The 22,871-nt window shown below is 59.7% G+C and carries 19 protein-coding genes; 7 read left to right on the top strand and 12 right to left on the bottom strand.

The genetic code is table 11. The features are described 5' to 3' along the window. Positions 1–7: 7 nt before the first annotated feature. The 4 genes from pheA to mtnA all read right to left on the bottom strand — a co-directional run bounded on the left by pheA (position 8) and on the right by mtnA (position 6,701). Positions 8–1,102: a prephenate dehydratase gene (pheA, locus tag EJA71_RS15080; RefSeq protein ID WP_007908404.1), complete on the bottom strand. Its 1,095-nt coding sequence runs from the start codon at positions 1,100–1,102 to the stop codon at positions 8–10. After that, positions 1,102–2,187: a 3-phosphoserine/phosphohydroxythreonine transaminase gene (gene serC, locus EJA71_RS15075; RefSeq protein WP_158958101.1), complete on the bottom strand. Its 1,086-nt coding sequence runs from the start codon at positions 2,185–2,187 to the stop codon at positions 1,102–1,104. The genes pheA and serC overlap by 1 nt, the downstream gene beginning before the upstream one ends. A 223-nt stretch (positions 2,188–2,410) precedes the next feature. Continuing rightward, positions 2,411–5,200 carry a DNA gyrase subunit A gene (gyrA, locus tag EJA71_RS15070; RefSeq protein ID WP_158958099.1) on the bottom strand — a complete coding sequence of 930 codons (2,790 nt, stop codon included), beginning with the start codon at positions 5,198–5,200 and terminating at the stop codon, positions 2,411–2,413. Between the two features lie 424 nt (positions 5,201–5,624). Beyond that, positions 5,625–6,701 carry an S-methyl-5-thioribose-1-phosphate isomerase gene (gene mtnA / locus EJA71_RS15065; protein ID WP_158958097.1) on the bottom strand — a complete coding sequence of 359 codons (1,077 nt, stop codon included), beginning with the start codon at positions 6,699–6,701 and terminating at the stop codon, positions 5,625–5,627. Between the two features lie 108 nt (positions 6,702–6,809). Between mtnA and EJA71_RS15060 the strand changes: the two genes are divergently transcribed. The 5 genes from EJA71_RS15060 to EJA71_RS15040 all read left to right on the top strand — a co-directional run bounded on the left by EJA71_RS15060 (position 6,810) and on the right by EJA71_RS15040 (position 11,678). Beyond that, positions 6,810–8,144: a TRZ/ATZ family hydrolase gene (locus EJA71_RS15060; protein WP_158958095.1), complete on the top strand. Its 1,335-nt coding sequence runs from the start codon at positions 6,810–6,812 to the stop codon at positions 8,142–8,144. Between the two features lie 57 nt (positions 8,145–8,201). Beyond that, entirely contained in the window at positions 8,202–8,900 is a 699-nt protein-coding gene (gene ubiG / locus EJA71_RS15055) for a bifunctional 2-polyprenyl-6-hydroxyphenol methylase/3-demethylubiquinol 3-O-methyltransferase UbiG (protein ID WP_007908399.1), read from the top strand. Positions 8,901–8,904: 4 nt separating this feature from the next. Next, entirely contained in the window at positions 8,905–9,576 is a 672-nt protein-coding gene (gene mupP, locus EJA71_RS15050) for an N-acetylmuramic acid 6-phosphate phosphatase MupP (protein WP_016986964.1), read from the top strand. Positions 9,577–9,650: 74 nt separating this feature from the next. Beyond that, complete coding sequence (locus EJA71_RS15045) at positions 9,651–10,391, top strand: YciK family oxidoreductase (protein WP_025113079.1); 741 nt, start codon at positions 9,651–9,653, stop codon at positions 10,389–10,391. 360 nt (positions 10,392–10,751) lie between these two features. Further along, entirely contained in the window at positions 10,752–11,678 is a 927-nt protein-coding gene (locus EJA71_RS15040) for a GGDEF domain-containing protein (protein WP_158958093.1), read from the top strand. A 135-nt stretch (positions 11,679–11,813) separates the two neighbouring features. Here EJA71_RS15040 and EJA71_RS15035 read toward each other — a convergent pair whose 3' ends face one another. The 7 genes from EJA71_RS15035 to EJA71_RS15005 form a co-directional block, all read right to left on the bottom strand. Continuing rightward, a complete protein-coding gene (locus EJA71_RS15035; protein WP_371925683.1) occupies positions 11,814–12,575 on the bottom strand; it encodes a TenA family transcriptional regulator in 762 nt (253 codons plus the stop codon). Positions 12,576–12,654: 79 nt separating this feature from the next. Continuing rightward, the gene (locus EJA71_RS15030) at positions 12,655–15,114 is read right to left on the bottom strand and encodes an EAL domain-containing protein (RefSeq protein WP_158958089.1); all 2,460 of its coding nucleotides are present in this window, start codon (positions 15,112–15,114) and stop codon (positions 12,655–12,657) included. 325 nt (positions 15,115–15,439) lie between these two features. Continuing rightward, positions 15,440–17,257: an ABC transporter ATP-binding protein gene (locus tag EJA71_RS15025; protein WP_158958087.1), complete on the bottom strand. Its 1,818-nt coding sequence runs from the start codon at positions 17,255–17,257 to the stop codon at positions 15,440–15,442. Beyond that, entirely contained in the window at positions 17,250–17,852 is a 603-nt protein-coding gene (locus EJA71_RS15020; RefSeq protein ID WP_178113702.1) for a DsbA family protein, read from the bottom strand. The genes EJA71_RS15025 and EJA71_RS15020 overlap by 8 nt, the downstream gene beginning before the upstream one ends. A 35-nt stretch (positions 17,853–17,887) precedes the next feature. Next, positions 17,888–18,829, bottom strand: a complete 942-nt coding sequence (locus EJA71_RS15015; protein WP_158958083.1) for a rhodanese-related sulfurtransferase — start codon at positions 18,827–18,829, stop codon at positions 17,888–17,890. Positions 18,830–18,931: 102 nt separating this feature from the next. Next, positions 18,932–19,231: a BolA family transcriptional regulator gene (locus tag EJA71_RS15010; protein ID WP_158958081.1), complete on the bottom strand. Its 300-nt coding sequence runs from the start codon at positions 19,229–19,231 to the stop codon at positions 18,932–18,934. A 12-nt stretch (positions 19,232–19,243) separates the two neighbouring features. Next, on the bottom strand, positions 19,244–19,765 hold the full coding sequence (locus tag EJA71_RS15005) for a DUF2059 domain-containing protein (protein ID WP_016986973.1): 522 nt from the start codon (positions 19,763–19,765) through the stop codon (positions 19,244–19,246). A 193-nt stretch (positions 19,766–19,958) separates the two neighbouring features. Between EJA71_RS15005 and EJA71_RS15000 the strand changes: the two genes are divergently transcribed. Next, on the top strand, positions 19,959–21,353 hold the full coding sequence (locus EJA71_RS15000; RefSeq protein WP_158958079.1) for a class II fumarate hydratase: 1,395 nt from the start codon (positions 19,959–19,961) through the stop codon (positions 21,351–21,353). A gap of 92 nt (positions 21,354–21,445) precedes the next feature. Here EJA71_RS15000 and EJA71_RS14995 read toward each other — a convergent pair whose 3' ends face one another. Continuing rightward, positions 21,446–22,399: a DMT family transporter gene (locus tag EJA71_RS14995; RefSeq protein WP_158958077.1), complete on the bottom strand. Its 954-nt coding sequence runs from the start codon at positions 22,397–22,399 to the stop codon at positions 21,446–21,448. Positions 22,400–22,609: 210 nt separating this feature from the next. Here EJA71_RS14995 and EJA71_RS14990 point away from each other — a divergent pair, with 210 nt between their 5' ends. Further along, the gene (locus EJA71_RS14990; protein ID WP_158958075.1) at positions 22,610–22,804 is read left to right on the top strand and encodes a DUF6316 family protein; all 195 of its coding nucleotides are present in this window, start codon (positions 22,610–22,612) and stop codon (positions 22,802–22,804) included. Positions 22,805–22,871 lie beyond the last annotated feature (67 nt).

Raw genomic sequence — 22,871 nt, 5'->3', positions numbered from 1 at the left:
CCGCCCCTTAGAGAACTGCTTTCGGGTAGGAACCCAGCACTTTGAGTGCTACTGCTTCCTGACTGATCTTTTCCAATACACCTTTGATCAACGGATCACGGTGATGGCCGACGAAGTCGATGAAGAACACGTAGGTCCATTTACCGCTGCGCGACGGACGGGTTTCGATACGGGTCAGGTCGATCCCGTTGTCGTGGAACGGCACCAGCAGCTCATGGAGCGCGCCGGGTTTGTTGCTCATGGACACGATGATCGAGGTCTTGTCGTCGCCGGTCGGCGGCACTTCCTGATTACCGATCATCAGGAAGCGCGTCGAGTTGTCCGGACGGTCTTCGATCTTCTCGGCCAGACGGGTCAGGCCATACAGCCCGGCCGCCATGTCGCCGGCAATTGCCGCCGAGTTCCACTCACCTTTAACCCGCTTGGCCGCTTCGGCGTTGCTCGACACCGCGACGCGCTCGACATTCGGGTAGTGCGCGTCCAGCCACTTGCGGCACTGGGCCAGCGACTGTGCGTGGGAATAGATGCGGCTGATGCTGTCGGTCTTGGTGTTCTCACCGACCAGCAAGTGATGGTGAATGCGCAGCTCGACTTCACCGCAGATCACCATGTCGTGTTCGAGGAAGCTGTCCAGCGTGTGGTTGACCGCGCCTTCGGTGGAGTTTTCCACCGGCACCACGCCAAAATTCACCGCACCGGCCGCCACTTCGCGGAACACTTCGTCGATCGCCGCCATCGGCTTGCTGATCACCGCGTGACCGAAGTGTTTCATGGCCGCAGCTTGGGTGAAGGTGCCCTCAGGACCCAGATAAGCCACTTTCAGCGGCTGCTCCAGCGCCAGGCACGACGACATGATTTCGCGGAACAGCCGCGCCATCTCTTCGTTGCCCAGCGGCCCCTGGTTACGCTCCATCACCCGCTTGAGCACCTGCGCTTCGCGCTCAGGACGATAGAACACCGGCACTTCGCCTTCGGCCAGCGAGGCCATCTTTACTCGCGCGACTTCCTGGGCGCAACGCGCACGCTCACTGATCAGCTCCATGACTTTGGTGTCCAGAGCGTCAATGCGAACGCGCAGTGCCTTGAGTTCTTGCTCGGACATCAGCCGTGCTCCTTCTCGAATTCAGCCATGTACGCCACCAGCGCATTAACCGCGGTGATGTCGACGGCGTTGTAGATGGAGGCGCGCATGCCGCCCACGGAGCGGTGGCCTTTCAGATTGAGCAAGCCGCGCGCCTCGGCACCGACCAGGAACGGCTTGTCCAGACGATCGTCAGCCAGACGGAACGGCACGTTCATCCACGAGCGATCCGACTTGTTGATCGGGTTGCTGTAGAGGCCGCTGGCGTCGATGAAGTCATACAGCGTGCGCTGCTTGACGTCGTTGAGTTTGGCAATCGCATCAACACCGCCCTGCTCTTTCAGCCACTGGAACACCAGACCTGACAGGTACCAGGCCAGGGTCGGCGGCGTGTTGTACATCGAGCCATTATCCGCCGCGACTTTGTAGTCGAGCATGGTCGGGCACAGCGCGCGCGCCTTGCCGAGCAGGTCTTCGCGGATGATGTTGACGACGATGCCGCTCGGGCCGATGTTTTTCTGCGCACCGGCATAGATCATGCCGAAACGCGAAATGTCGACCGGACGCGACAGAATGTCCGAAGACATGTCGGCTACCAGCGGCACATCACCGGTTTCCGGGATCCACTGGAATTCCAGACCGCCGATGGTTTCGTTCGGCGCGTAGTGAACGTAAGCGGCGTCTTTGGAGAGGTTCCACTCGTTCTGGCCCGGGATGGCGAAATAGTCGTAAGGCTTGGCGGTGGCGGCAACGTTGACGTGGCCGTAACGCGAGGCTTCTTCGATAGCTTTCTGCGACCAGATACCGGTGTCGATGTAATCGGCAGAACCGTTTTCCGGCAGCAGGTTCAGGGGAATCTGCGCGAATTGCTGGCTGGCGCCACCCTGCAGAAACAGCACTTTATAGTTCGACGGGATATTCAGCAGGTCACGCAGATCCTGCTCGGCCTGCGTGGCAATGGACACGAACTCATCGCTGCGATGGCTCATTTCCATGACCGACAGACCCTTGCCGTGCCAATCAAGGAGTTCACCCTGAGCACGTTGCAGGACAGCTTCAGGAAGCGCCGCAGGACCGGCGCAGAAGTTATAGGCTCGCTTGCTCACATCCAATCTCGCTCTGATTTGGTGGTATCACATATCAGTCGGCGCCAATCGTATGTGGGAGCGAGCTTGCTCGCGAAGGCGGACTGACATTCAACAACAATGTCGCCTGTTACTCCGCTTTCGCGAGCAAGCTCGCTCCCACAGGGTTCATCATGGGCGTCGAAATTTCATACCGGACAAATAACAAGGGGGCGAATTCTCATCCGCCCCCTTGGTTGCCCGCTTATTCTTGCGGTTCTTCGTCAGCTGCGGCGTCGAGTTGTTGGTCTTCGGCAACGTCGTCAATCACGACCTCCCCGACGGTCACCAAGCCCTCTTCACCTTCGAGCTCTTCGCCCTCGACTTCCGACGGCTCCTGAACCCGCTCCAGACCGACCAGCGTTTCATCAGTGGCCAGTTTGATCAGGGTCACACCCTGGGTGTTGCGACCCAGACTGGACACTTCATCAACACGAGTCCGCACCAATGTGCCCTGGTCGGAAATCAGCATGATTTCCTCGCCTTCCTGCACCTGGATCGCGCCGACAAGCTTGCCATTGCGCTCTTTGGTGACCATCGCAATCACACCCTGACCACCACGACCGCGGCGAGGGAACTTGCTCAACGCGGTGCGCTTGCCGAAACCACGCTCGGAAGCGGTCAGAATCTGCGCGCCCGATTCAGGAATCAGCATCGAGATCAGCTTCTGGTCCTTGAGGATCCGCATGCCGCGAATACCGCGCGCCCCACGACCCATTTCGCGCACTGCGGCTTCAGCGAAACGAATCACCTTGCCAGCGTCGGAGAACAGCATGATTTCTTTCGCGCCATCAGTGATGGCAGCCGCGATCAACGTGTCGCCTTCCTTGAGCTTGAGGGCGATCAAGCCATTGGAACGCGGCCGGGCGAAGCGTGCCAGCGGGGTCTTCTTGACGGTACCGGAAGCAGTCGCCATGAAGATGAACTCACCGGTCGGCTCAGCCACCAATTCGGCCGTTTCGCCGTCGATTTCTTCCAGCTCGGCAGCTTCTTCAGCTTCAACTACTTCGCCTTCGATGATCGCGTCGTCAGCGTCGTCCTCATCCTCAGCACCGGCACGTTTTTGCAGGGCTTCAAGATCAATCTGCAGCATGGTGGTGATGGTTTCATCGGCTTCCAGCGGCAGCAGATTGACCAGCGGACGACCACGCGCAGCACGCGACGCTTCAGGAATCTCGTAAGTCTTCAGCCAGTAAACCTTGCCTTTGCTGGAGAACAGCAACAGCGTGGAATGGCTGTTGGCAACCAACAGGTGAGCAATGTAGTCCTCATCCTTCACGCCGGTCGCCGATTTGCCTTTACCGCCACGACGCTGAGCCTGGTACGCAGCCAGCGGCTGGGTCTTGGCGTAGCCACCGTGGGAAATGGTCACGACGCGCTCTTCTTCGGGGATCATGTCGCCCAAAGTAAGGTCGAGACGGGCATCGAGAATCTCGGTGCGACGCTGGTCGCCGTATTCGGCGCGGATCACTTCCAGCTCTTCGCGGATCACTTCCATCAGGCGCACGGCGCTGTTGAGGATGCGGATCAGCTCGCCGATCTGATTGAGGATCTCTTGATACTCGGCCAGCAGCTTCTCGTGCTCCAGACCGGTCAGACGGTGCAGACGCAGTTCCAGAATGGCTTGCGCCTGCTCTGGCGACAGGAAGTACTTGCCTTCGCGCAGACCGTATTGCGGATCGAGATTTTCCGGACGGCACGAATCGGCGCCGGCACGCTCAACCATCGCCACTACCGCCGAGGACTCCCAAGGCGTGCTGATCAGCGCTTCCTTGGCTTCCGACGGAGTTGGCGAAGCTTTGATCAGGGCGATCACCGGGTCGATGTTCGACAGGGCAACGGCCTGGCCTTCAAGGATGTGGCCACGCTCTCGCGCCTTGCGCAGTTCGAACACGGTACGGCGGGTAACCACTTCGCGACGGTGACGAACGAAGGCTTCCAGCAGATCCTTGAGATTCAGAATCCGCGGACGGCCGTCGATCAGCGCCACGATGTTGATGCCGAATACCGATTGCAGCTGGGTCTGGGCGTAGAGGTTGTTGAGGATCACCTCAGGCACTTCGCCGCGACGCAGTTCGATCACGACGCGCATACCGTCCTTGTCGGATTCGTCGCGCAGCTCAGTGATGCCTTCGAGCTTCTTCTCTTTAACCAGCTCGGCAATCTTCTCGATCAGACGCGCCTTGTTCAGCTGGTACGGCAGCTCGGTGATGACGATCTGCTGACGACCACCGACCTTGTCGATATCTTCAACGATCGAACGCGCACGCATGTAAATGCGCCCGCGACCGGTGCGGTAGGCTTCGATGATGCCGGCACGACCGTTGATGATCGCGGCGGTCGGGAAGTCCGGGCCGGGGATGTATTGCATCAGCTCGTCGACAGTCAGCTCAGGATTATCGATGAGCGCCAGGCAACCGTCGATGACTTCACCGAGGTTGTGCGGCGGGATGTTGGTCGCCATGCCCACGGCGATACCGCTGGAGCCGTTGACCAGCAGGTTGGGAATACGGGTCGGCATGACCGCCGGGATCATTTCGGTGCCGTCGTAGTTCGGCACCCAGTCCACGGTTTCCTTGTGCAGGTCAGCCAGCAGCTCGTGCGCCAGTTTGGTCATGCGCACTTCGGTGTATCGCATGGCCGCAGCGTTGTCGCCGTCGACCGAACCGAAGTTGCCCTGACCGTCTACCAGCAGGTAGCGCAGGGAGAAAGGCTGAGCCATACGAACGATGGTGTCGTACACGGCAGTGTCACCGTGCGGGTGATACTTACCGATCACGTCGCCGACAACACGGGCAGATTTCTTGTACGGCTTGTTGAAGTCGTTGCCCAGCTCGCTCATCGCAAACAGTACGCGACGGTGCACGGGCTTGAGGCCATCGCGCGCATCCGGCAGTGCACGGCCGACGATTACGCTCATCGCGTAGTCGAGATAGGACTGTTTCAGCTCGTCTTCGATATTGACCGGGAGGATTTCTTTGGCCAGTTCGCCCATGAGAAGCCTGATTCCTTTTTCTGGTGAAACCTCGTCATATCCACAGGGATCACGAAGCTCGTCGATGCAGGCTGAGTGCCATGCACCGACTTACGACAAATCAACAAGTTGAACCCTGGATTTGCGCAGTGAAGACAACCCCACGGGACTGCCTCGGAAAACGCCGGATGCTACCACAATCGCCGCCACGCACCTATCCCCCACAAGCGCATGGAGCATAGTTAGTTGACCAGTAATCGCCTGAAAGGGGGACGAGAGAGGCTCAGAGCTTCTTTGAATGCAGAATTGCAGTCTGGATTAGCGATGTTTATTGACTTTTAGGGCCTCATCGCTGGCAAGCCAGCTCCCACAGGATCAGCGGCGGGTACAAAACTTGTGGGAGCTGGCTTGCCAGCGATGGCGTCCTTACAGACGCTACAGTCAATCAATGCAGGCGTTTGCGGCACATCAACTGCGCCATTTTCGCGGTATCCGGGCGTTCGACGATGCCTTTCTCGGTGACGATCGCATCGATCAGGTCCGCCGGCGTCACGTCAAACACCGGGTTGAACGCCTCAACATCCGCACCGACGCGTTTGCCGCCGACTTCCAGCAACTCGGCGCCGTCACGCTCTTCAATCGGAATATCGTCGCCGCTGGCCAGGTTCATGTCGATGGTCGAACTCGGTGCCACCACCATGAAACGCACGCCGTGGTGCATAGCGTTGACCGCCAGTTGATAGGTGCCGATCTTGTTGGCCACGTCGCCATTGGCGGTGATGCGGTCGGCACCGACGATCACCCAGGTCACGCCTTTGGTTTTCATGATGTGCGCAGCGGCGGAGTCGGCGTTCAGGGTCACCGGAATGCCTTCGTTGGCCAGCTCCCACGCGGTCAACCGCGAGCCTTGCAGCCACGGACGGGTTTCGTCGGCGTAAACGCGCTCGACCATGCCTTCTATAAAGGCTGCGCGAATGACGCCCAACGCGGTACCGAAACCACCGGTGGCCAGTGCGCCAGTATTGCAGTGGGTCAAAATCGCCTGAGCATTGCCCTGATGTTTGCGGATCAGATCGACGCCGAGCTGCGCCATGGTCAGGTTGGCTTCGCGGTCGCTTTCGTGGATGGCGATGGCTTCGGCCTCCAGCGCCGCCAGCGGATCGGCGTTTTCTTTCAGGCGATCGAGGCGATCGTGCATGCGGCCCAACGCCCAGAACAGGTTGACTGCGGTTGGACGAGAATCGGCCAGCAAGGCGAAATCCTCTTCCAGCGCCGCGTACCAGTCGCCGCCCTCGGCGATCCGCGCTCGCGCCGCAAGGACGATGCCGTAGGCCGCAGTGATGCCGATGGCAGGCGCGCCGCGCACGACCATCGTGCGAATCGCCTCGGCCACGCCGGCAGCACCGGTGTAGGCAATCCAGGTTTCCTCGAACGGCAAAATACGCTGATCCAGCAGGTGGAGCGCGCCATCTCGCCAATCGATGGCCTTCACTTTCTCCGCAGCCAACAGTCGATCGCGCATCCCACACCCCGCACTCATGAACAAAAGCCGCCGATTATAGCGATCCCCCCGCGAAGACGCTCGGGTATACTTCGCCAACCTTTACAAAAGCACCGGAACCGACCCTCGATGCCGAAACCTGCCATTGCGCTCGACTTATTATTGCTGCCGACCTGGCTGGTACCCGTCGAACCCGCAGGCGTTGTGCTCAAGGAACATGGCCTGGGCATCCGCGACGGTCGCATCGTGTTTATCGGCCCGCGCGCCGAGGCATTGAAGTGTAACGCCAGCGAAGTCCGCGAATTGCCGGATGTTTTGCTCGCCCCGGGCCTGATCAACGCTCATGGCCACGCGGCGATGACGCTGTTCCGTGGCCTGGCCGACGATCTGCCGCTGATGACCTGGCTGGAAAATCACATCTGGCCGGCCGAGGCCAAATGGGTCGATGAAGATTTCGTCCGTGACGGCACTGATCTGGCCATCGCCGAGCAGATAAAGGGCGGCATCACCTGTTTCTCGGACATGTATTTCTTCCCGAAAATCGCCAGCGAGCGCGTGCACAACAGTGGTATCCGTGCACAGATCGCCATCCCGATCCTCGACTTCCCGATCCCCGGCGCCAGCAGCGCCGATGAGGCGATTCGTCAGGGCGTCGAGCTGTTCGGCGACCTGAAGCATCACGAACGGATCAAAATCACCTTCGGCCCTCATGCACCGTACACCGTCGGCGACGAGAACCTGGAAAAAATCCGCGTGATTGCCGAGGAGCTCGACGCCTCGATCCACATGCACGTTCACGAAACCGCTTTCGAAGTCCAGCAAGCGCTGGAACAACGCGGCGAACGTCCGCTCGCCCGTCTGGGTCGCCTCGGTCTGCTCGGGCCGCGCTTCCAGGCCGTGCACATGACCCAGATCAGCGATGACGACCTGGCCTTGCTGGTAGAAAGCAACACCAGCGTGATCCACTGCCCGGAATCCAACCTCAAACTGGCCAGCGGCTTCTGCCCGGTCGAACGTTTGTGGCAGGCTGGCGTCAACGTGGCCGTGGGCACCGACGGCGCGGCGAGCAACAACGATCTCGATCTGCTCGGTGAAACCCGCACTGCTGCGCTGCTGGCCAAAGCCGTCGTCGGTTCGGCTACCGCGCTGGACGCCCATCGTGCGCTGCGCATGGCCACGCTGAATGGCGCGCGGGCCCTGGGCATCGAAGCACAGGTCGGCTCGCTGGAAATTGGCAAAGCCGCCGACATCGTCGCTTTCGACCTGTCCGGTCTGGCCCAGCAACCCGTGTATGACCCGGTTTCGCAGCTTATCTATGCCACCGGACGGGACTGCGTGAAACACCTGTGGGTCGCCGGCAAGCAACTGCTCGACGACCGACGCCTGACCCGTCTGGACGAAGCACAACTGGGCGCTACTGCCCGGGCCTGGGGCCAGCGCATCAGCGGCCACACCGAATCGTAAACACCCCGGAGCGCAACACCGGGGCGACAGCCTTTTTCAAGTTTCAGAGGATTTAACATGAGCAACGTCGACCACGCCGAAATCGCCAAATTCGAAGCCCTCGCCCATCGCTGGTGGGACCGCGAGAGCGAATTCAAACCGCTGCACGACATCAACCCGCTGCGGGTCAACTGGATTGACGAGCGCGTCAATCTGGCCGGCAAGAAAGTCCTCGACGTCGGTTGCGGCGGCGGCATCCTCAGCGAAGCCATGGCCCAACGCGGCGCCACCGTGATGGGCATCGACATGGGCGAAGCGCCGCTGGCGGTCGCGCAATTGCATCAGTTGGAGTCCGGCGTCAGCGTCGAGTACCGCCAGATCACCGCCGAGGCCCTGGCCGAAGAAATGCCCGAGCAGTTCGACGTGGTCACCTGCCTCGAGATGCTCGAGCACGTGCCGGATCCATCCTCGGTGATCCGTGCCTGCTTCCGCATGGTCAAGCCGGGCGGCCAGGTGTTCTTTTCGACCATCAACCGCAACCCGAAGGCCTACCTGTTCGCCATCATCGGCGCTGAATACATCATGAAGTTGCTGCCGCGCGGCACCCACGACTTCAAGAAATTCATCCGTCCGTCCGAGCTGGGTGCCTGGAGCCGCATGGCCGGCCTGACCGTCAAGGACATCATCGGCCTGACCTACAACCCGCTGACCAAGCACTACAAGCTGGCCAACGACGTTGACGTCAACTACATGATCCAGACCCTGCGCGAGGAATAAGCCGATGGCCATCAGAGCAGTTCTCTTCGACATGGACGGCACCCTGCTCGACACGGCGCCGGACTTCATCGCCATCTGCCAGGCAATGCGCGCGGATCGTGGCTTGCCACCGATCAACGACAAGCACATCCGCGACGAGATTTCCGGTGGCGCCAAAGCCATGGTCGCGGTGACGTTTTCGATGGACCCGGAATCGCCGGGCTTTGAGGAACTTCGTCTGGAGTTCCTGGAGCGCTATCTGGTTGGTTGCGCGGTGCACAGCAAGCTGTTCGACGGCATGGGCGAATTGCTCGCCGACATCGAAAAGGCCAACCTGATCTGGGGCGTGGTGACCAACAAGCCGCTGCGCTTCGCCGAGCCGATCATGCAGCAACTGGGGCTGGCTGAGCGTTCGGCGCTGTTGATCTGCCCGGATCATGTGAAGAACAGCAAGCCGGATCCGGAGCCGTTGATCCTCGCGTGCAAAATGCTTGATCTGGATCCGGCAACGGTGCTGTTTGTGGGCGATGATCTGCGCGATATCGAATCCGGTCGCGATGCCGGTACGAAAACCGCTGCTGTGACCTTTGGCTACATTCACCCGGACGACAACCCACGCCATTGGGGCGCGGATGTGGTGGTGGATCATCCGTCGGAGTTGCGCAAGGTGCTCGATAGCGCTCTGTGCAGCTGCTGAGGCCTGACGCAGAGCGTCATTGGCTGCATTCCCACGCGGAGCGTGGGAACGATCTGACTCTTGATGAGGTTTATATGTTTGATTACTCCGCTCGTCCCGAACTGCTCAAGGATCGGGTCATTCTGGTCACCGGTGCCGGTCGTGGCATCGGCGCGGCGGCGGCGAAAACCTACGCTGCTCATGGCGCTACGGTGTTGCTGCTGGGCAAGACAGAAGCCAATCTGACCCAGGTGTATGACGAGATCGAAGCCGCCGGGCATCCGCAACCGGCAGTGATTCCGTTCAACCTCGAAACCGCCCTGCCCCATCAATACGATGAGCTGGCAGCGATGATCGAGACCGAGTTCGGCCACCTCGATGGCCTGCTGCACAATGCTTCGATCATTGGCCCGCGCACGCCGATCGAGCAGTTGTCCGGCGAAAACTTCATGCGCGTCATGCAGGTCAACGTCAACGCCATGTTCATGCTGACCAGCACCCTGTTGCCACTGCTCAAGCTGTCTCAGGACGCCTCGGTGGTGTTCACCTCCAGCAGCGTCGGGCGCAAGGGCCGTGCTTACTGGGGTGCTTATGGCGTGTCGAAGTTTGCCACCGAAGGCCTGATGCAAACCCTGGCCGATGAAGTCGACGGCGTGGCGCCAGTGCGCTCCAACAGCATCAACCCAGGCGGTACGCGCACCAGCATGCGTGCGCAGGCCTACCCCGGAGAGAATCCGCTGAATAACCCAACGCCCGAAGAGATCATGCCGGTCTACCTCTACCTGATGGGTCCTGACAGCACTGGCATCAACGGCCAGGCTTTCAACGCTCAGTAGTGCCATACGTCGGCTTTGTTGCCGCGGCGGATTCCCGTCGCGGCAGACATTTGCCGCTACTGACCGTCACAATTCAGTCAAATATCCAGCGCACATTTCTTCCATCGAGTCGCAAACCATTGAATCACAACGGTTTTAATAAACATGAACCGAATGGCACGACTTTCGCTCTAAATTCCCTCAAAGCAAGCCGCGTGAAGGCAATGGGGCGAGGCCGATTTCGATAGCTTACTAATCGTCATCAGGCAGACTAAACTTACGCCAAACGTCCTACGGGACTGATGGATCAGTATGACGCGCAGCCCATAGCCGCTCTCACCCAGCCTGTAAGACAGACTTACTGCTAAGGGTTCACGCCATATGAAATCACCCTCCCAGACCAATGCAATTGACTTTGACAGTGCCAAATTGCAACGCCTGGGCTTTGGTCAACTGCCTCCCCTTCTGGAGCGACCGGCCAGTCTCGCGCAATTGCGCCAGCAAATGAGCCTGCAACTGCAAACCAGCCTTGAACCGCAACGCATCCTTGGCCTGTTTTTCCGCGAAGTTCAGCGTCTGGTGCCGTTGGATGCCTTGAGCTATGTGCACCAAGGCAGCGACCTGCGCCTGGAGTTCGGCACCCGAGGTCACCATTCGATCAGCTACAGCCTCAGCCATGAAGGCGAGCACATGGGCGAGTTGGTGTTCCGGCGTAATCAGCGTTTCAGCGACAAGGAACAAGGCAACCTCGAGTCGCTGCTGTCGTCCCTGCTCTATCCAATGCGCAATGCCCTGCTCTATCGCGAAGCCACGCAGAGTGCGCTGCGCGATCCGCTGACCGGCGCCGGCAATCGCATTGCCATGGAGCAGACCCTGCAGCGCGAGATCGAAATGTCCCGTCGCCATCAACAGCCGCTATCGCTGCTGATGCTCGACATCGATCATTTCAAGCGAGTCAATGACAGCCATGGCCACAGCGCTGGTGACGACGTGCTCAAAGCGATCGCTGCCACCATCAAGGCGCAATTGCGCAATGTCGACATGGTGTTTCGTTACGGCGGGGAAGAGTTTTTGATTCTGCTGTCCAATACCAGCCGGGACGCGGCAGCAATGGTCGGCGAACGGCTGCGCTACGCGGCGCAGGCTGCTGAGTATTACGCCGATGGCCAGTTGATCGAGTTGACCGTGAGCCTGGGTTGTTCGACGTTGTTGCCGGGCGAATCGGCCGACAGCTTGCTGCGCCGGGCCGACAGTGCGTTGTACGTGGCCAAGCGTGAAGGCCGGAACAGGTTGGCAATGGCGGGCTAAGCTTTTCAAACCAGCGAAAAACAGTGTGGGAGCGAGCTTGCTCGCGAATGCGATATGACATTCAACCTTGAGTTGACTGACATACCGCTTTCGCGAGCAGGCTCGCTCCCACATTGGTTTTGCGTGACGCGAAAATCAGCTCTCGACTACCGCCCTGCGCTCTCGGTTGACCAACAAGCGCTCTGACGTTTCAAGCTGCATGCAGCGCTCGAGGAACAGATACATATAGTCGTAGCTCTTGCAGATGGCCTGACGCAGTTCGACCTGCAGAGCCTTGCTCGGATTCATCCCCGCCAGGGTGCAAATGATTTCCAGCGCTTCCCACGGATGGGCGTCGTCGTACTGGGCATGCATCTTCAACCACTTCATTGCACGCTTGCGGTCTTCCTCCGGGAACGCTGCGGCGTATACGCCAGTGGAGCAAACCACTGCCGACCACTCCCCGGTCGCGCCCTCGATGGCGTAGTTGGTGGCGGCGATGGCGACGATCAGCGAATCCGCCGAACTGGTGTGCCAGCACCAGTGACTGAGCGCATGCAACTCCGGTGGCACTTGTTGGGCCTGAAGGTCTTCCAGGCTCACGCCGTGCGCGCGGCTCCAATGCACCCAGTAATCGGCGTGATTGAGTTCGACGCGGATATTGCGCATCAGCCAGCGCCGCGCCATGTCTTCACCCGGGTGACGAGCGAACTTGGTTTTAGTGAGGTTCTGCGCCATGTACAACGCAAACTGCTCAACCACCGGCCAGCCCCCGATCAGGTACTGACGCATGGTCTTGGCGCTGAGCTTGTTATCACGCATGCGCAGATAAAGTTCATGTTCGACAACCCGGCGCTTGCTCTCGCTGCAGTCCTGGATCAGCTGTTGTGCCCAGCCAGGATAACTTGCAGCTTCCATGAGCGGTCCGGTTCGGTTGAATGTGTCGATCACTGTTCGGCTCCTTTTGATTTGTGATTGTAAGGATCGGCAAGAGACTTCAACGGAACGTGCCAGGCGCTTTGAATAACAGCGGCTGCGGTCTGGCGGGCCGACTTTGCAAACTGTCACAGGTAAACAACTGCGGTCGTTCAATGACATAACCCTGAGCGTAATCAACGCCGATTTCAAGCAATGCCTGCTCGATCTGAGTTGTTTCAACAAACTCGGCAATTGTCTGTTTACCCATGACATGCCCGATGTGATTGATCACTTCGACCATTGCGCGGTTAATCGGGTCGTCCAGCATATCCTTTACGAAACTCCCGTCGATCTTCAGGAAGTCTACAGGTAAATGTTTCAGATATGCGAATGAAGACATTCCGGCACAAAAGTCATCTAACGAAAAGTAGCAACCCAAGTCCTTGAGTTCATTAATAAATCTTATTGCACTGCCCAAATTTGCAATGGCACTGGTTTCTGTAATTTCAAAACAAATCATTTCAGGAGGTATCGAGTAGTTAACAAACTGTTCTCGCAGAAAGTGCAAAAACGCGTCATCTCCTATAGTAATTCCTGACAGATTAATCGCACACATTGCTAATGGACCTTCATGTTCCTTGGCAATACATTGAGCAATTACCTTAAAAACGTTTTGCACTACCCAACGATCTAACTGATTCATCAAACCATAACGTTCGGCGGCCGGGATAAAGCTGTCAGGCAAAATCATGCGTCCGGCTTCATCGTGCAGACGCAAAAGAATTTCGATATGCCCACCCTTGCTGACACCTGGCTTGAGCGGGGCGATTTCCTGGGCATAGAGGCAAAAGCGATTCTCTTCGAGCGCCATGTGCAAGCGCTGCACCCAAGCCATTTCACCGAAGCGCAGCGACAGTTCGGAATCGTCGGCGTGATAGACCTGCACCCGGTTGCGCCCCTTCTCCTTGGCCATGTAGCAGGCCATGTCGGCGGCGCGCAGCGAGGCTTCGAGGGTCGTCGGGGTTTGCGCAATGTGCACCAGGCCAATGCTCACGGTGGTGAGGAACGGCCGGCCTTTCCAGACGAAATGCAGGTTCTGCACGGTCTGGCGCAGGCTTTCAGCGATTTTTTCCGAAGCTTCCGGTGCGCAGTTCTCCAACAGGATCCCGAACTCGTCGCCGCCAAGCCGCGCCAGGGTATCGCCCTCGCGCAGGCCCGATTGCAGCAGGGTGCAAATATGCCGCAACAGTTCATCGCCCGCCGCATGCCCACAGGTGTCATTGACCAGTTTGAATTGATCCAGATCGAGGAACATCAGCGCATGCCGCCCCGCCTGCCGAGTGAGGTTGTGAAGTGCCTGCTCAAGGCGATATTCGAATTCGCGACGGTTGGCCAAACCGGTCAGCGCATCGTGAGTCGCCTGCCACGACAGGTTGGCGATGTACTGGCGCTCCTGGGTCATGTCGTGCAGCACCAGCACCGTGCCGCTGACTTTGCCGGCATTGCGGATCGGTGCGCCGACGAGGGTCACCGACACGGTGCTGCCGTCCAGGCGCTGAATCAGTTTGGAATGCTCGCTGCCACCGCTGAGCTGGCCACTGAGAATGTGCTCGATCAGCGTCAGGCCTTCGGCTTGCGCGTTGTCGTCGAGCAAGTTGAACAGCGCCGCCAGTGGCAGGCCGCCTGCCTGCTCGGCCTTCCAGTGCGTCATGGCTTCGGCGGCGGGGTTCATGTAGTCGATCGCGCCGGTCACGTCAGTGGTAATCACGCCATCGCCAATCGATTGCAGGGTCACATGCGCGCGGTCTTTCTCCAGTTGCAGCGCCTCGGCAAAGGCGTGACGCTGCTTGAGCAATTTGTGCGTGCGCCACAGTGCCAGCACGATCAGCCCCAGCGCCGTGGCCAGATTGGTGAACAACAGCAAACGCAGGATCATCCGCGAGCCTTCCCCCAGAGCATCGCTGAAGGCTTTGGCGGCGGGCGTCACACCATCGTTGATCGCAAAGATGCGGGCTTTCCAGTGACGCACATCGGCCTCTGTCGCCACGTTCCTGACGAAGCGTCGGTGCATCTCCTGCGCCACGCTATCCAGCTGAACCAGATAGGCATCACCCAATGTCCAGCGGTCGATGGCGGTTTCCAGGTAACTGAAATGGCGGAAATTGAGGTACAGCCAGATCAGGCTGGAAACATCGTCGGGGTGGTTACCCCCCTTGAGAATGCCCTCGCGGGCTGCGGCGAGGTCGGGAGGCTGGCGATCCAGCGCCAGCCGCAACTGATGACCGCCCTGAGGCACGGCGATCGCCTCCTTGTACTTGAGGAAAATCGCCTCGTCCCGGCTGTCGGCATACAGATTGAGGTAATAGATGGCGTCCTTCTGGCCTTTTGACCAGAGGCTCTCCCCCGCGACATACCCGCGAACGGCCGAGAGCACGTAAAGGCTCACGCCCCCCAACAAGGCTTGAAACAACACCACTGCGATAAAGGGCCAGACGATACCCAACAACCGTGGCGTTCCCAGAGTCCGCTTTTGCTTCATGAGATTCCTTGCATGAGCACTGCCCGCTCGTCTTCCGGACGAAATCGCTAAGACGAGACTAGGTGGGGTTCAGCCGCAAGGCAAGGCGTGGTTTCACAGCAGGTCGGCTGCCCTGTGCAGGTGCCACCACCGACCCTGCAGCTTGCTAAAGCGTTCGGCTGAACAGCGGCGATCGCGCGTCACCACAAACAATGCTTGCTCGTTACAAGCCCTGCCGACGGGCTATGACCCGCTTCTGGGTCGGCCCAATGTCGCCTCCACGGTTTCCAGCGGGTTGCTGAAACCGGATCCGCCATCTCTGCCGTTGAACGTACTCTGGAAATCGTCAGTGCTGCTGCAAATGCCCGTAGAGCTTGGCGTACAGCCCACCATCGGCAATCAGTTGCTGATGGTCGCCATCCTCGGCCACTTGCCCGCCGTCGAACACCAGCACCCGATCCGCCTGTTTCACCGCCGACAAGCGATGGGCGATGATCAACGTGGTGCGGCCATGGAGGAACCGCGCCATGGCCTCATGCAGGTTGTATTCAGTGGCCGCGTCGAGGGCCGAGGTGGCTTCGTCGAGGATCACCACTTTCGGCTCGGCGAGAATCATTCGCGCAATCGCCAGGCGCTGGCGCTGGCCTCCGGAAAGGCGCACGCCGGAGCGGCCGACGATGCTGTCGAGACCGTCTGGCAGTGCGCGGATGGTCGCTTCCAGCTGCGCAATTTCCAGCGCCTGCCAGCAGGCTTCATCCGTGCGTGTACGGCCCATGGTCAGGTTGGCGCGCACGGTATCGTTGAACAGCGCCGGATGTTGCAGCACCACCGCGACGTTTTCACGCACCGTGTCCAGGCCGATTTCCTGTTGGGTCGAACCGCCAAAACGGATGCTGCCGGCCAGCGGCGTATACAGCCCCAGCAGCAATTGCACGAGGGTGCTTTTACCGCCGCCACTGGCGCCGACAATCGCGACTTTCTCACCGGGAGCAATCGACAGATCGAGCTGATCCAGCACCAGCTCATCGCCATAGCCGAAACTCAAACCCTGAACCTGAATCCCCACGGTGTCGCGCCCCTTGAACGGATCGACGCCGCCGGGATACTGCGGCTCATCGGCACGCGCCAGCAACTCGTTGATCCGCGACAGCGCACCGCCCGCCGCGTAGTAGGCGTATTGCAGATTGAGCAGTTGCTCGACCGGGCCGATCATGAACCACAGGTAACTGAACACCGCGAGCATCTGGCCGATCGACAGGTCGGAGAACAGCACGGTGAGCATCGCTGCCGCGCGGAAAATGTCGATGCCGAACTGGAACAACAGGCCACTGGCGCGGTTGGAGGCGTCGGTTTTCCACTGTGAGTTGACCGCATAGTTGCGCACTTCCTGCGCCCGCAGACCGAGCCGACCGAGGAAGAAACCCTGGCGATTGCCGGCGCGTATTTCCTGGATTGCATCGAGGGTTTCGCTCAACGCCTGGGTGAAGCGCGAGGTGCTGTCGTTCTCGAGTTTCTTCAGGTGTTTGACCCGTTTGCCCAACTGCACCGTGGCGTAAATCACCAGTGGGTTGAACAGCAGAATCAGCAGCGCCAGTTTCCAGTGCATCCACATCAAAATGCTCGCGGTGCCGACCAGCGTCAGCATCGCCACCAGAAAACGGCTGAGGGTTTCGCCGACAAATTTGTCGAGGGTATCGAGGTCAGTGACCAGATGGGTGGTCACCGTGCCGCTGCCGAGGCTTTCGTATTCGCCGAGGGAAATGCGCTTGAGGCGCTCGATCAGACGCACGCGGATGCGATAAACGATGTCCTTGGCCAGCCGTGCGAATAGCCGCGACTGCAGCACGCCAAAACACAGTGAGCCGCAGCGCAGCGTCAGGGTCACCACCAGCATCAGCCCGATGTAGCCCGCCGCCTGCTGCCACATCGTTGGCAGAACATGGTTCATCACTTTCAGTGCGGCATCGCCGTGGCCGAGCAGTACTTCATCGACCAACAGCGGCAGCAACAATGGAATCGGCACGCTGCACAGCGTCGCCAAAACAGCCACGCCGTTGGCGATCCACAGGGATTTTTTGTGAGTGAGTGCCAAACGCCGGACTTCTGCCCAGCTCAGCCGGTCGACACGCTTTACGGCTGGCGTGTCATCGGCCAGGTCAGACACAGGCCGCACGCTCCAGCCATCGGCCGAGTAACGGCGACAGTTCGCTGAGCGGTTGATAGCCGTTGGTCAGCAACGCCAGTTGGCCGTTGCGCTCGGCGAGCAGGGTCGGGAAACCGGCGATGCCCAGATCCTGCACCCAATTGAAATCCGCCAGGGTCGCTTCATGCTGATCAGCGCGGTCGAACAATGCCGCGAATTCGATGCGCGGCACACCGGCCTGCTCCGCCAACTCGACCAGCACGCTGGCCTGGGTGACGTCGCGACCTTCGGCGTAGAACGCCTGCTGGATCAGCCCGACCAGTTTCCACGCGCAATCCGGTGCCAGACTGCGCGCCGTGACGATGGCGCGGCAGGCGGGCTCGGTGTCGTAGACAAAACCGTCTGGCAACGCGCCGTCGAATTTGAACGGCTGGCCGGTGGCCTCGGTGACCGCTTGCCAGTGTTCAAGAATGTAGCGACGCGTGGTCGGCTCCAGCGCCGAACCACTGCCGGTGCGCAAGCCACCGACCACCAGATGCAACTCCACCCCGGCTGCTTGCGCCTGCTCGACCAATGCCTTGGCCACCGGAGCGAAACCCCAGCACCACGAACACATCGGATCCATCACATAGAGCAGGCGAGCAGACATGGTTAAGCCTCGGTGGATGCTTGCTTGTAGTTGTAGCCGATCGGGTGCGGCTGGTTGCGCGCCTTGGCCAGTTCGATCTGCTTCTGCCGATCGATGGCGCTGCGACGGGTCTTCTCGCTCAGTTTGTCCCAGCAATGCGGGCAACTGATGCCGGCGACGTAATGCTCGGAGGCGCGATCTTCAACGCTGACCGGTGTGCGGCAGGCATGACATTGATCGTAGTCGCCTTCGCTGAGGTCGTGACGCACGGTGACGCGGTTGTCGAACACGAAGCAGTCGCCCTGCCACTTGGTTTCTTCCTGCGGTACCTCTTCGAGGTACTTCAGAATGCCGCCCTTGAGGTGGTAGACCTCTTCATAACCTTCGCCGAGCATGTAGCTCGAGGCTTTTTCGCAGCGGATGCCGCCGGTGCAGAACATCGCGACCTTCTTGTGCACGGCCGGGTTGAAGTGTTCTTTGATGTAGTCGGGAAATTCGCGAAAACTGGTGGTTTTCGGATCGATGGCGCCTTCGAAGGTGCCGATCGACACTTCGTAATCGTTGCGCGTATCGATCAACAGCACTTCGGGGTCGCTGATCAACGCGTTCCAGTCTTGCGGATCAACGTAGGTGCCAACCTTTTTGTTCGGGTCGACGCCTTCGACACCGAGGGTGACGATCTCTTTCTTCAGTTTGACCTTGGTGCGGTAGAACGGCTGCTCGTCGCAGTACGACTCTTTGTGATCGATGTCGATCATGCGGGGGTCGTTCTTGAGCCAGGCAAGCAGGCCGTCGATGCCTTCGCGGGTGCCGGACACCGTGCCATTGATGCCTTCTTCGGCGATCAGCAGGGTGCCTTTGATCTGGTTGTCGACCATCGCTTGCAGCAGGGGCTCGCGCAGGTTGACGTAATCTTCGAGGGTGACGAACTTATACAGTGCCGCCACGACAATCGGTTGTGTCATGGGTGTTTCTCCAGGTGGCTACCCTCGCAAAGGGTGAACCGGATTCAAAAAAAAACGCGCCGGGTTAGCGGCGCGTTGCGGATTCTAGCAAAAAACCGAAGCTTAATGCTTGCTGCCGCCGGCACAGGTCGGTGACGCCGGGGCGCCGTCGATCTCTGCCCATTCCTGCGGGGTGTAGGTGTGCAGCGCCAACGCATGGAACTCGCCCATCAGCTCGCCGAGCGTGCCGTAGACTTTCTGGTGGCGCTTGACCCGGTTCAGGCCGTCGAACTGCGCGCTGACCACCACCGCCTTGTAGTGCGTCTGTAGCCCGCGACTGTGCATGTGGCTTTCATCCAGCACTTGCAGATGTTCGGGCTGAAGCAGCGCCAGCGTCGATTCGATGCGTTGTTGCATGGTCATCACGAACTCCGCTTACTTCTTCTTGGCCGGCGCAGCAGCGCCTTTCGGGTCCAGCTCTTTGGTCATGTCGTCGAGCAGCTTGTTGACGACTGGCACGGCGCTTTCCAGTTTGGCCTGAGTCATCTGGGCCGATTGCTGGGTCAGCTGCGGCATTTTTTCCAGGACTTTCTTGCCCAGTGGCGACTGGTAGAACGCGACCAGGTCCTTCAGCTCGGATTCGCTGAAGTTAGTGGTGTAGAGCTTGACCATGTCCGGCTTCAGCTTGTTCCAGCCAATGGCTTGGTCGAGCGCGGCGTTGGCCTTGGCCTGATAGGTTTCCAGAACGGCTTTCTTGGCTTCCGGGGCTTTGGTCTGCTCGAAACGCTGAGCGAACATTTGCTGCACTTGCATGTACACCGGAGTGCCCAGCTTGTCAGCGTGCGCCAGGGTCAGAAAAGCTTCAGCACTGGCGTTGTGGCTGGCGGTATCGGCAAGCACCTGGCCGCTGGCGCAAACCAGTGCAACCGCGGTGCAGATGGCACGAAGACGAGTCATCGAGTTTCCTTTTCAGCTAGGCGAGGTCAAACCCCAAGGGCGACCATTCTGCGCCTAAAAAACGCTGCGGCTCAACCCCCGCGCCTTGCCGCGCTTGATTGGCCGGGTTTTACCGGTCAACAATCGGTTCGAGGGAACCACCACGGCCGATGCCGGCCTAAACTGCGCAAACAGACCAACAGGAGTGTGCACGATGAGCCGTATCGAAACCGACAGCCTGGGCCAGATCGAAGTCCCGGACGACGCTTACTGGGGTGCTCAGACGCAACGCTCGCTGATCAACTTCGCCATCGGTCAGGAACGCATGCCGCTGCCGCTGCTGCACGCCCTGGCCCTGATCAAGAAAGCCGCCGCCCGCGTCAACGACCGCAATGGCGACCTGCCCGCCGACATCGCCCGTCTGATCGAACAGGCCGCCGACGAAGTGCTCGACGGTCAGCACGATGACCAGTTCCCGCTCGTCGTCTGGCAGACCGGCAGCGGCACCCAAAGCAACATGAACGTCAACGAAGTGATCGCCGGTCGTGCGAACGAACTGGCCGGCAACCCGCGCGGCGGCAAGACGCCGGTGCACCCGAACGATCACGTCAACCGCTCGCAAAGCTCCAACGATTGCTTCCCCACTGCCATGAGCATCGCCACCGCGCAAGCCGTGCAGGAACAACTGCTGCCGGCGATTGCCGAATTGTCCGGCGGCCTCGCGGAACTCGCCGCGCGGCACATGAAACTGGTGAAAACCGGGCGCACGCACATGATGGACGCGACGCCGATCACCTTCGGTCAGGAGCTGTCGGGGTTTATAGCGCAACTCGATTACGCCGAACGGGCCATTCGCGCGGCGCTGCCGGCAGTGTGCGAATTGGCTCAGGGCGGCACCGCCGTCGGCACCGGGCTGAACTCGCCGCACGGGTTTGGTGAAGCGATTGCCGCTGAACTGGCAGCGTTGTCCGGGTTGCCGTTCGTCACCGCGCCGAACAAGTTCGCCGCCCTCGCCGGCCACGAACCGTTGACCAGCCTTTCCGGCGCGCTGAAAACCCTCGCCGTGGCGCTGATGAAAATCGCCAACGACCTGCGTTTGCTTGGCTCGGGGCCACGCGCAGGTTTCGCCGAAGTGAAACTGCCGGCCAACGAACCCGGCAGCTCGATCATGCCAGGCAAGGTCAACCCGACCCAGTGCGAAGCGCTGTCGATGTTGGCCTGTCAGGTCTTGGGCAACGACGTGACCATCGGCATTGCCGCCAGTCAGGGTCACTTGCAGTTGAACGTGTACAAACCGGTGATCATCCACAATTTGCTGCAATCAATTCGTCTGCTCGGCGATGGCTGCAGCAACTTCCAGCAGCATTGCATTGCCGGGCTTGAGCCGGATGCGGAAGTCATGGCGCGACATCTGGAGCGTGGACTGATGCTGGTGACGGCATTGAACCCGCACATCGGTTACGACAAATCGGCGGAGATCGCCAAGAAGGCTTACGGCGAAGGGCTGACCTTGCGCGAGGCGGCGTTGGCGCTGGGGTATCTGACCGATGAAGAGTTTGATGCCTGGGTGCGGCCGGAAAACATGATTGAGGCTGGCGCCAAGGGCTAAAAGCAAAAGATCGCAGCCTGCGGCAGCTCCTACACAGGTCTCATGTAGGAGCTGCCGCAGGCTCGGGCCGCGATCGGACGATCTTTTGATCTTCAGGCCATACGCATCCGCCGCGCCCTGAGCCCGGCAATCAACGAAGGCCCCAACGCCACCAGCGCCGATCCCAACACCACCAGCACCGCCCCGCCATAGCCAAGCCCGTTGATCTGCTCGGCATGCACGTATTCCGGCCAGATCCCCGCCGCAATCGCCACCGCGCCAAACGTCACCAGCGGCGTGATCGCCAAGGTCGCACTGACCCGCGACGCCTCCCAGTGCGCCAGCGCTTCGGCAAACGCGCCATAGGCAATCAACGTGTTCATGCAGCATGCCAGCAGCAACCAACCCTGCAACGGATTCAGCTGCAGCGCTTCGAGCGGATGCACCCACGGCGTCAGCAATAACGCGCAAAACAGGTAGATCACCATCATCACCTGCAGCGAATTCCACACCGTCAGCAATTGCTTCTGGCCCAGCGCATAGAAGGTCCAGACCGTCGACGCCAGCAACACCAACAAAACACCGGCGGTGTAATCCGACAGCGAGGTCAACAACTCCGCCAAACGCTGATTGAAGAACAGCACAAAACCGATCAACAGCACCAACAACCCGATGCCTTGACCAATACTGAAACGCTCCTTGAACACAAAAAGACTGGCGATCAGCAACATGATCGGCCCCATCTGCACCACCAATTGCGCGGTGCCGGGGCTGAGCAGATTGAGGCCCATCAGGTACAGCACATAGTTGCCAACCAGTCCGAGCACCGCCATCAGCACCAGCCAGCCGCCCTTGGGCCCGAGCACTTTGCGACTCGGCAGGCGCTTGACCGAAGCCAGATAGATAAACAGGCAACCACCGGACACCAGCAGACGAAACCAGGTCACCGTGACCGGGTCCATCACCGTCAGTACTTGTTTGAGTTTGATCGGCAGGATGCCCCACAGAAACGCGGTCAGCAGCGCCAGGAACAAACCGTAGACCCAGCGACCGGATGAAATGTGCATGAAAACCCCAAAGCCTGCGGACGAGTGCGGCCATTCTAGGCCTGACACGGAACGCGACACAGGGACAGTTGCGCTCAGGACGCGAATGAAACTGTGCAGGTCGCAGCATTTAGTTGACGCGCTGCCGTTGATCGGCTGGCCGGGCGCACCAAGTGCTTCAGGCATAAGCTCATTGGATCCCTTCCAGCGCAACAGCCAAGGAGACCGATCATGTTAGGAATGCGCGCCCAAGACAGCGCCCCCGCCACGCACTTTCGCAGCGACCGGATGTGCCGGGTCAACGGCGAACTGTTTTTCAGCACTCGGGAGAATACCCTTGAGGGGCCGTTTGACAGTCACGAGGTCGCTGAGCAGGAAATAAAGGCGTATATCGCGCGGATGCAGCTTCTGGATTCCAAGCGCTAAGCGGTGGTGATCCAATCGCTGGCAAGCCAGCTCCCACAGGGTTTTTCATCGACCTCAGGTTCCGGTT

The organism is Pseudomonas sp. PB106 (genome assembly GCF_009764645.1).
Lineage (GTDB): Bacteria > Pseudomonadota > Gammaproteobacteria > Pseudomonadales > Pseudomonadaceae > Aquipseudomonas.
Note: the sequence above shows the minus strand (reverse complement) of the source record. Positions and strands in the feature narration are given on the sequence as shown.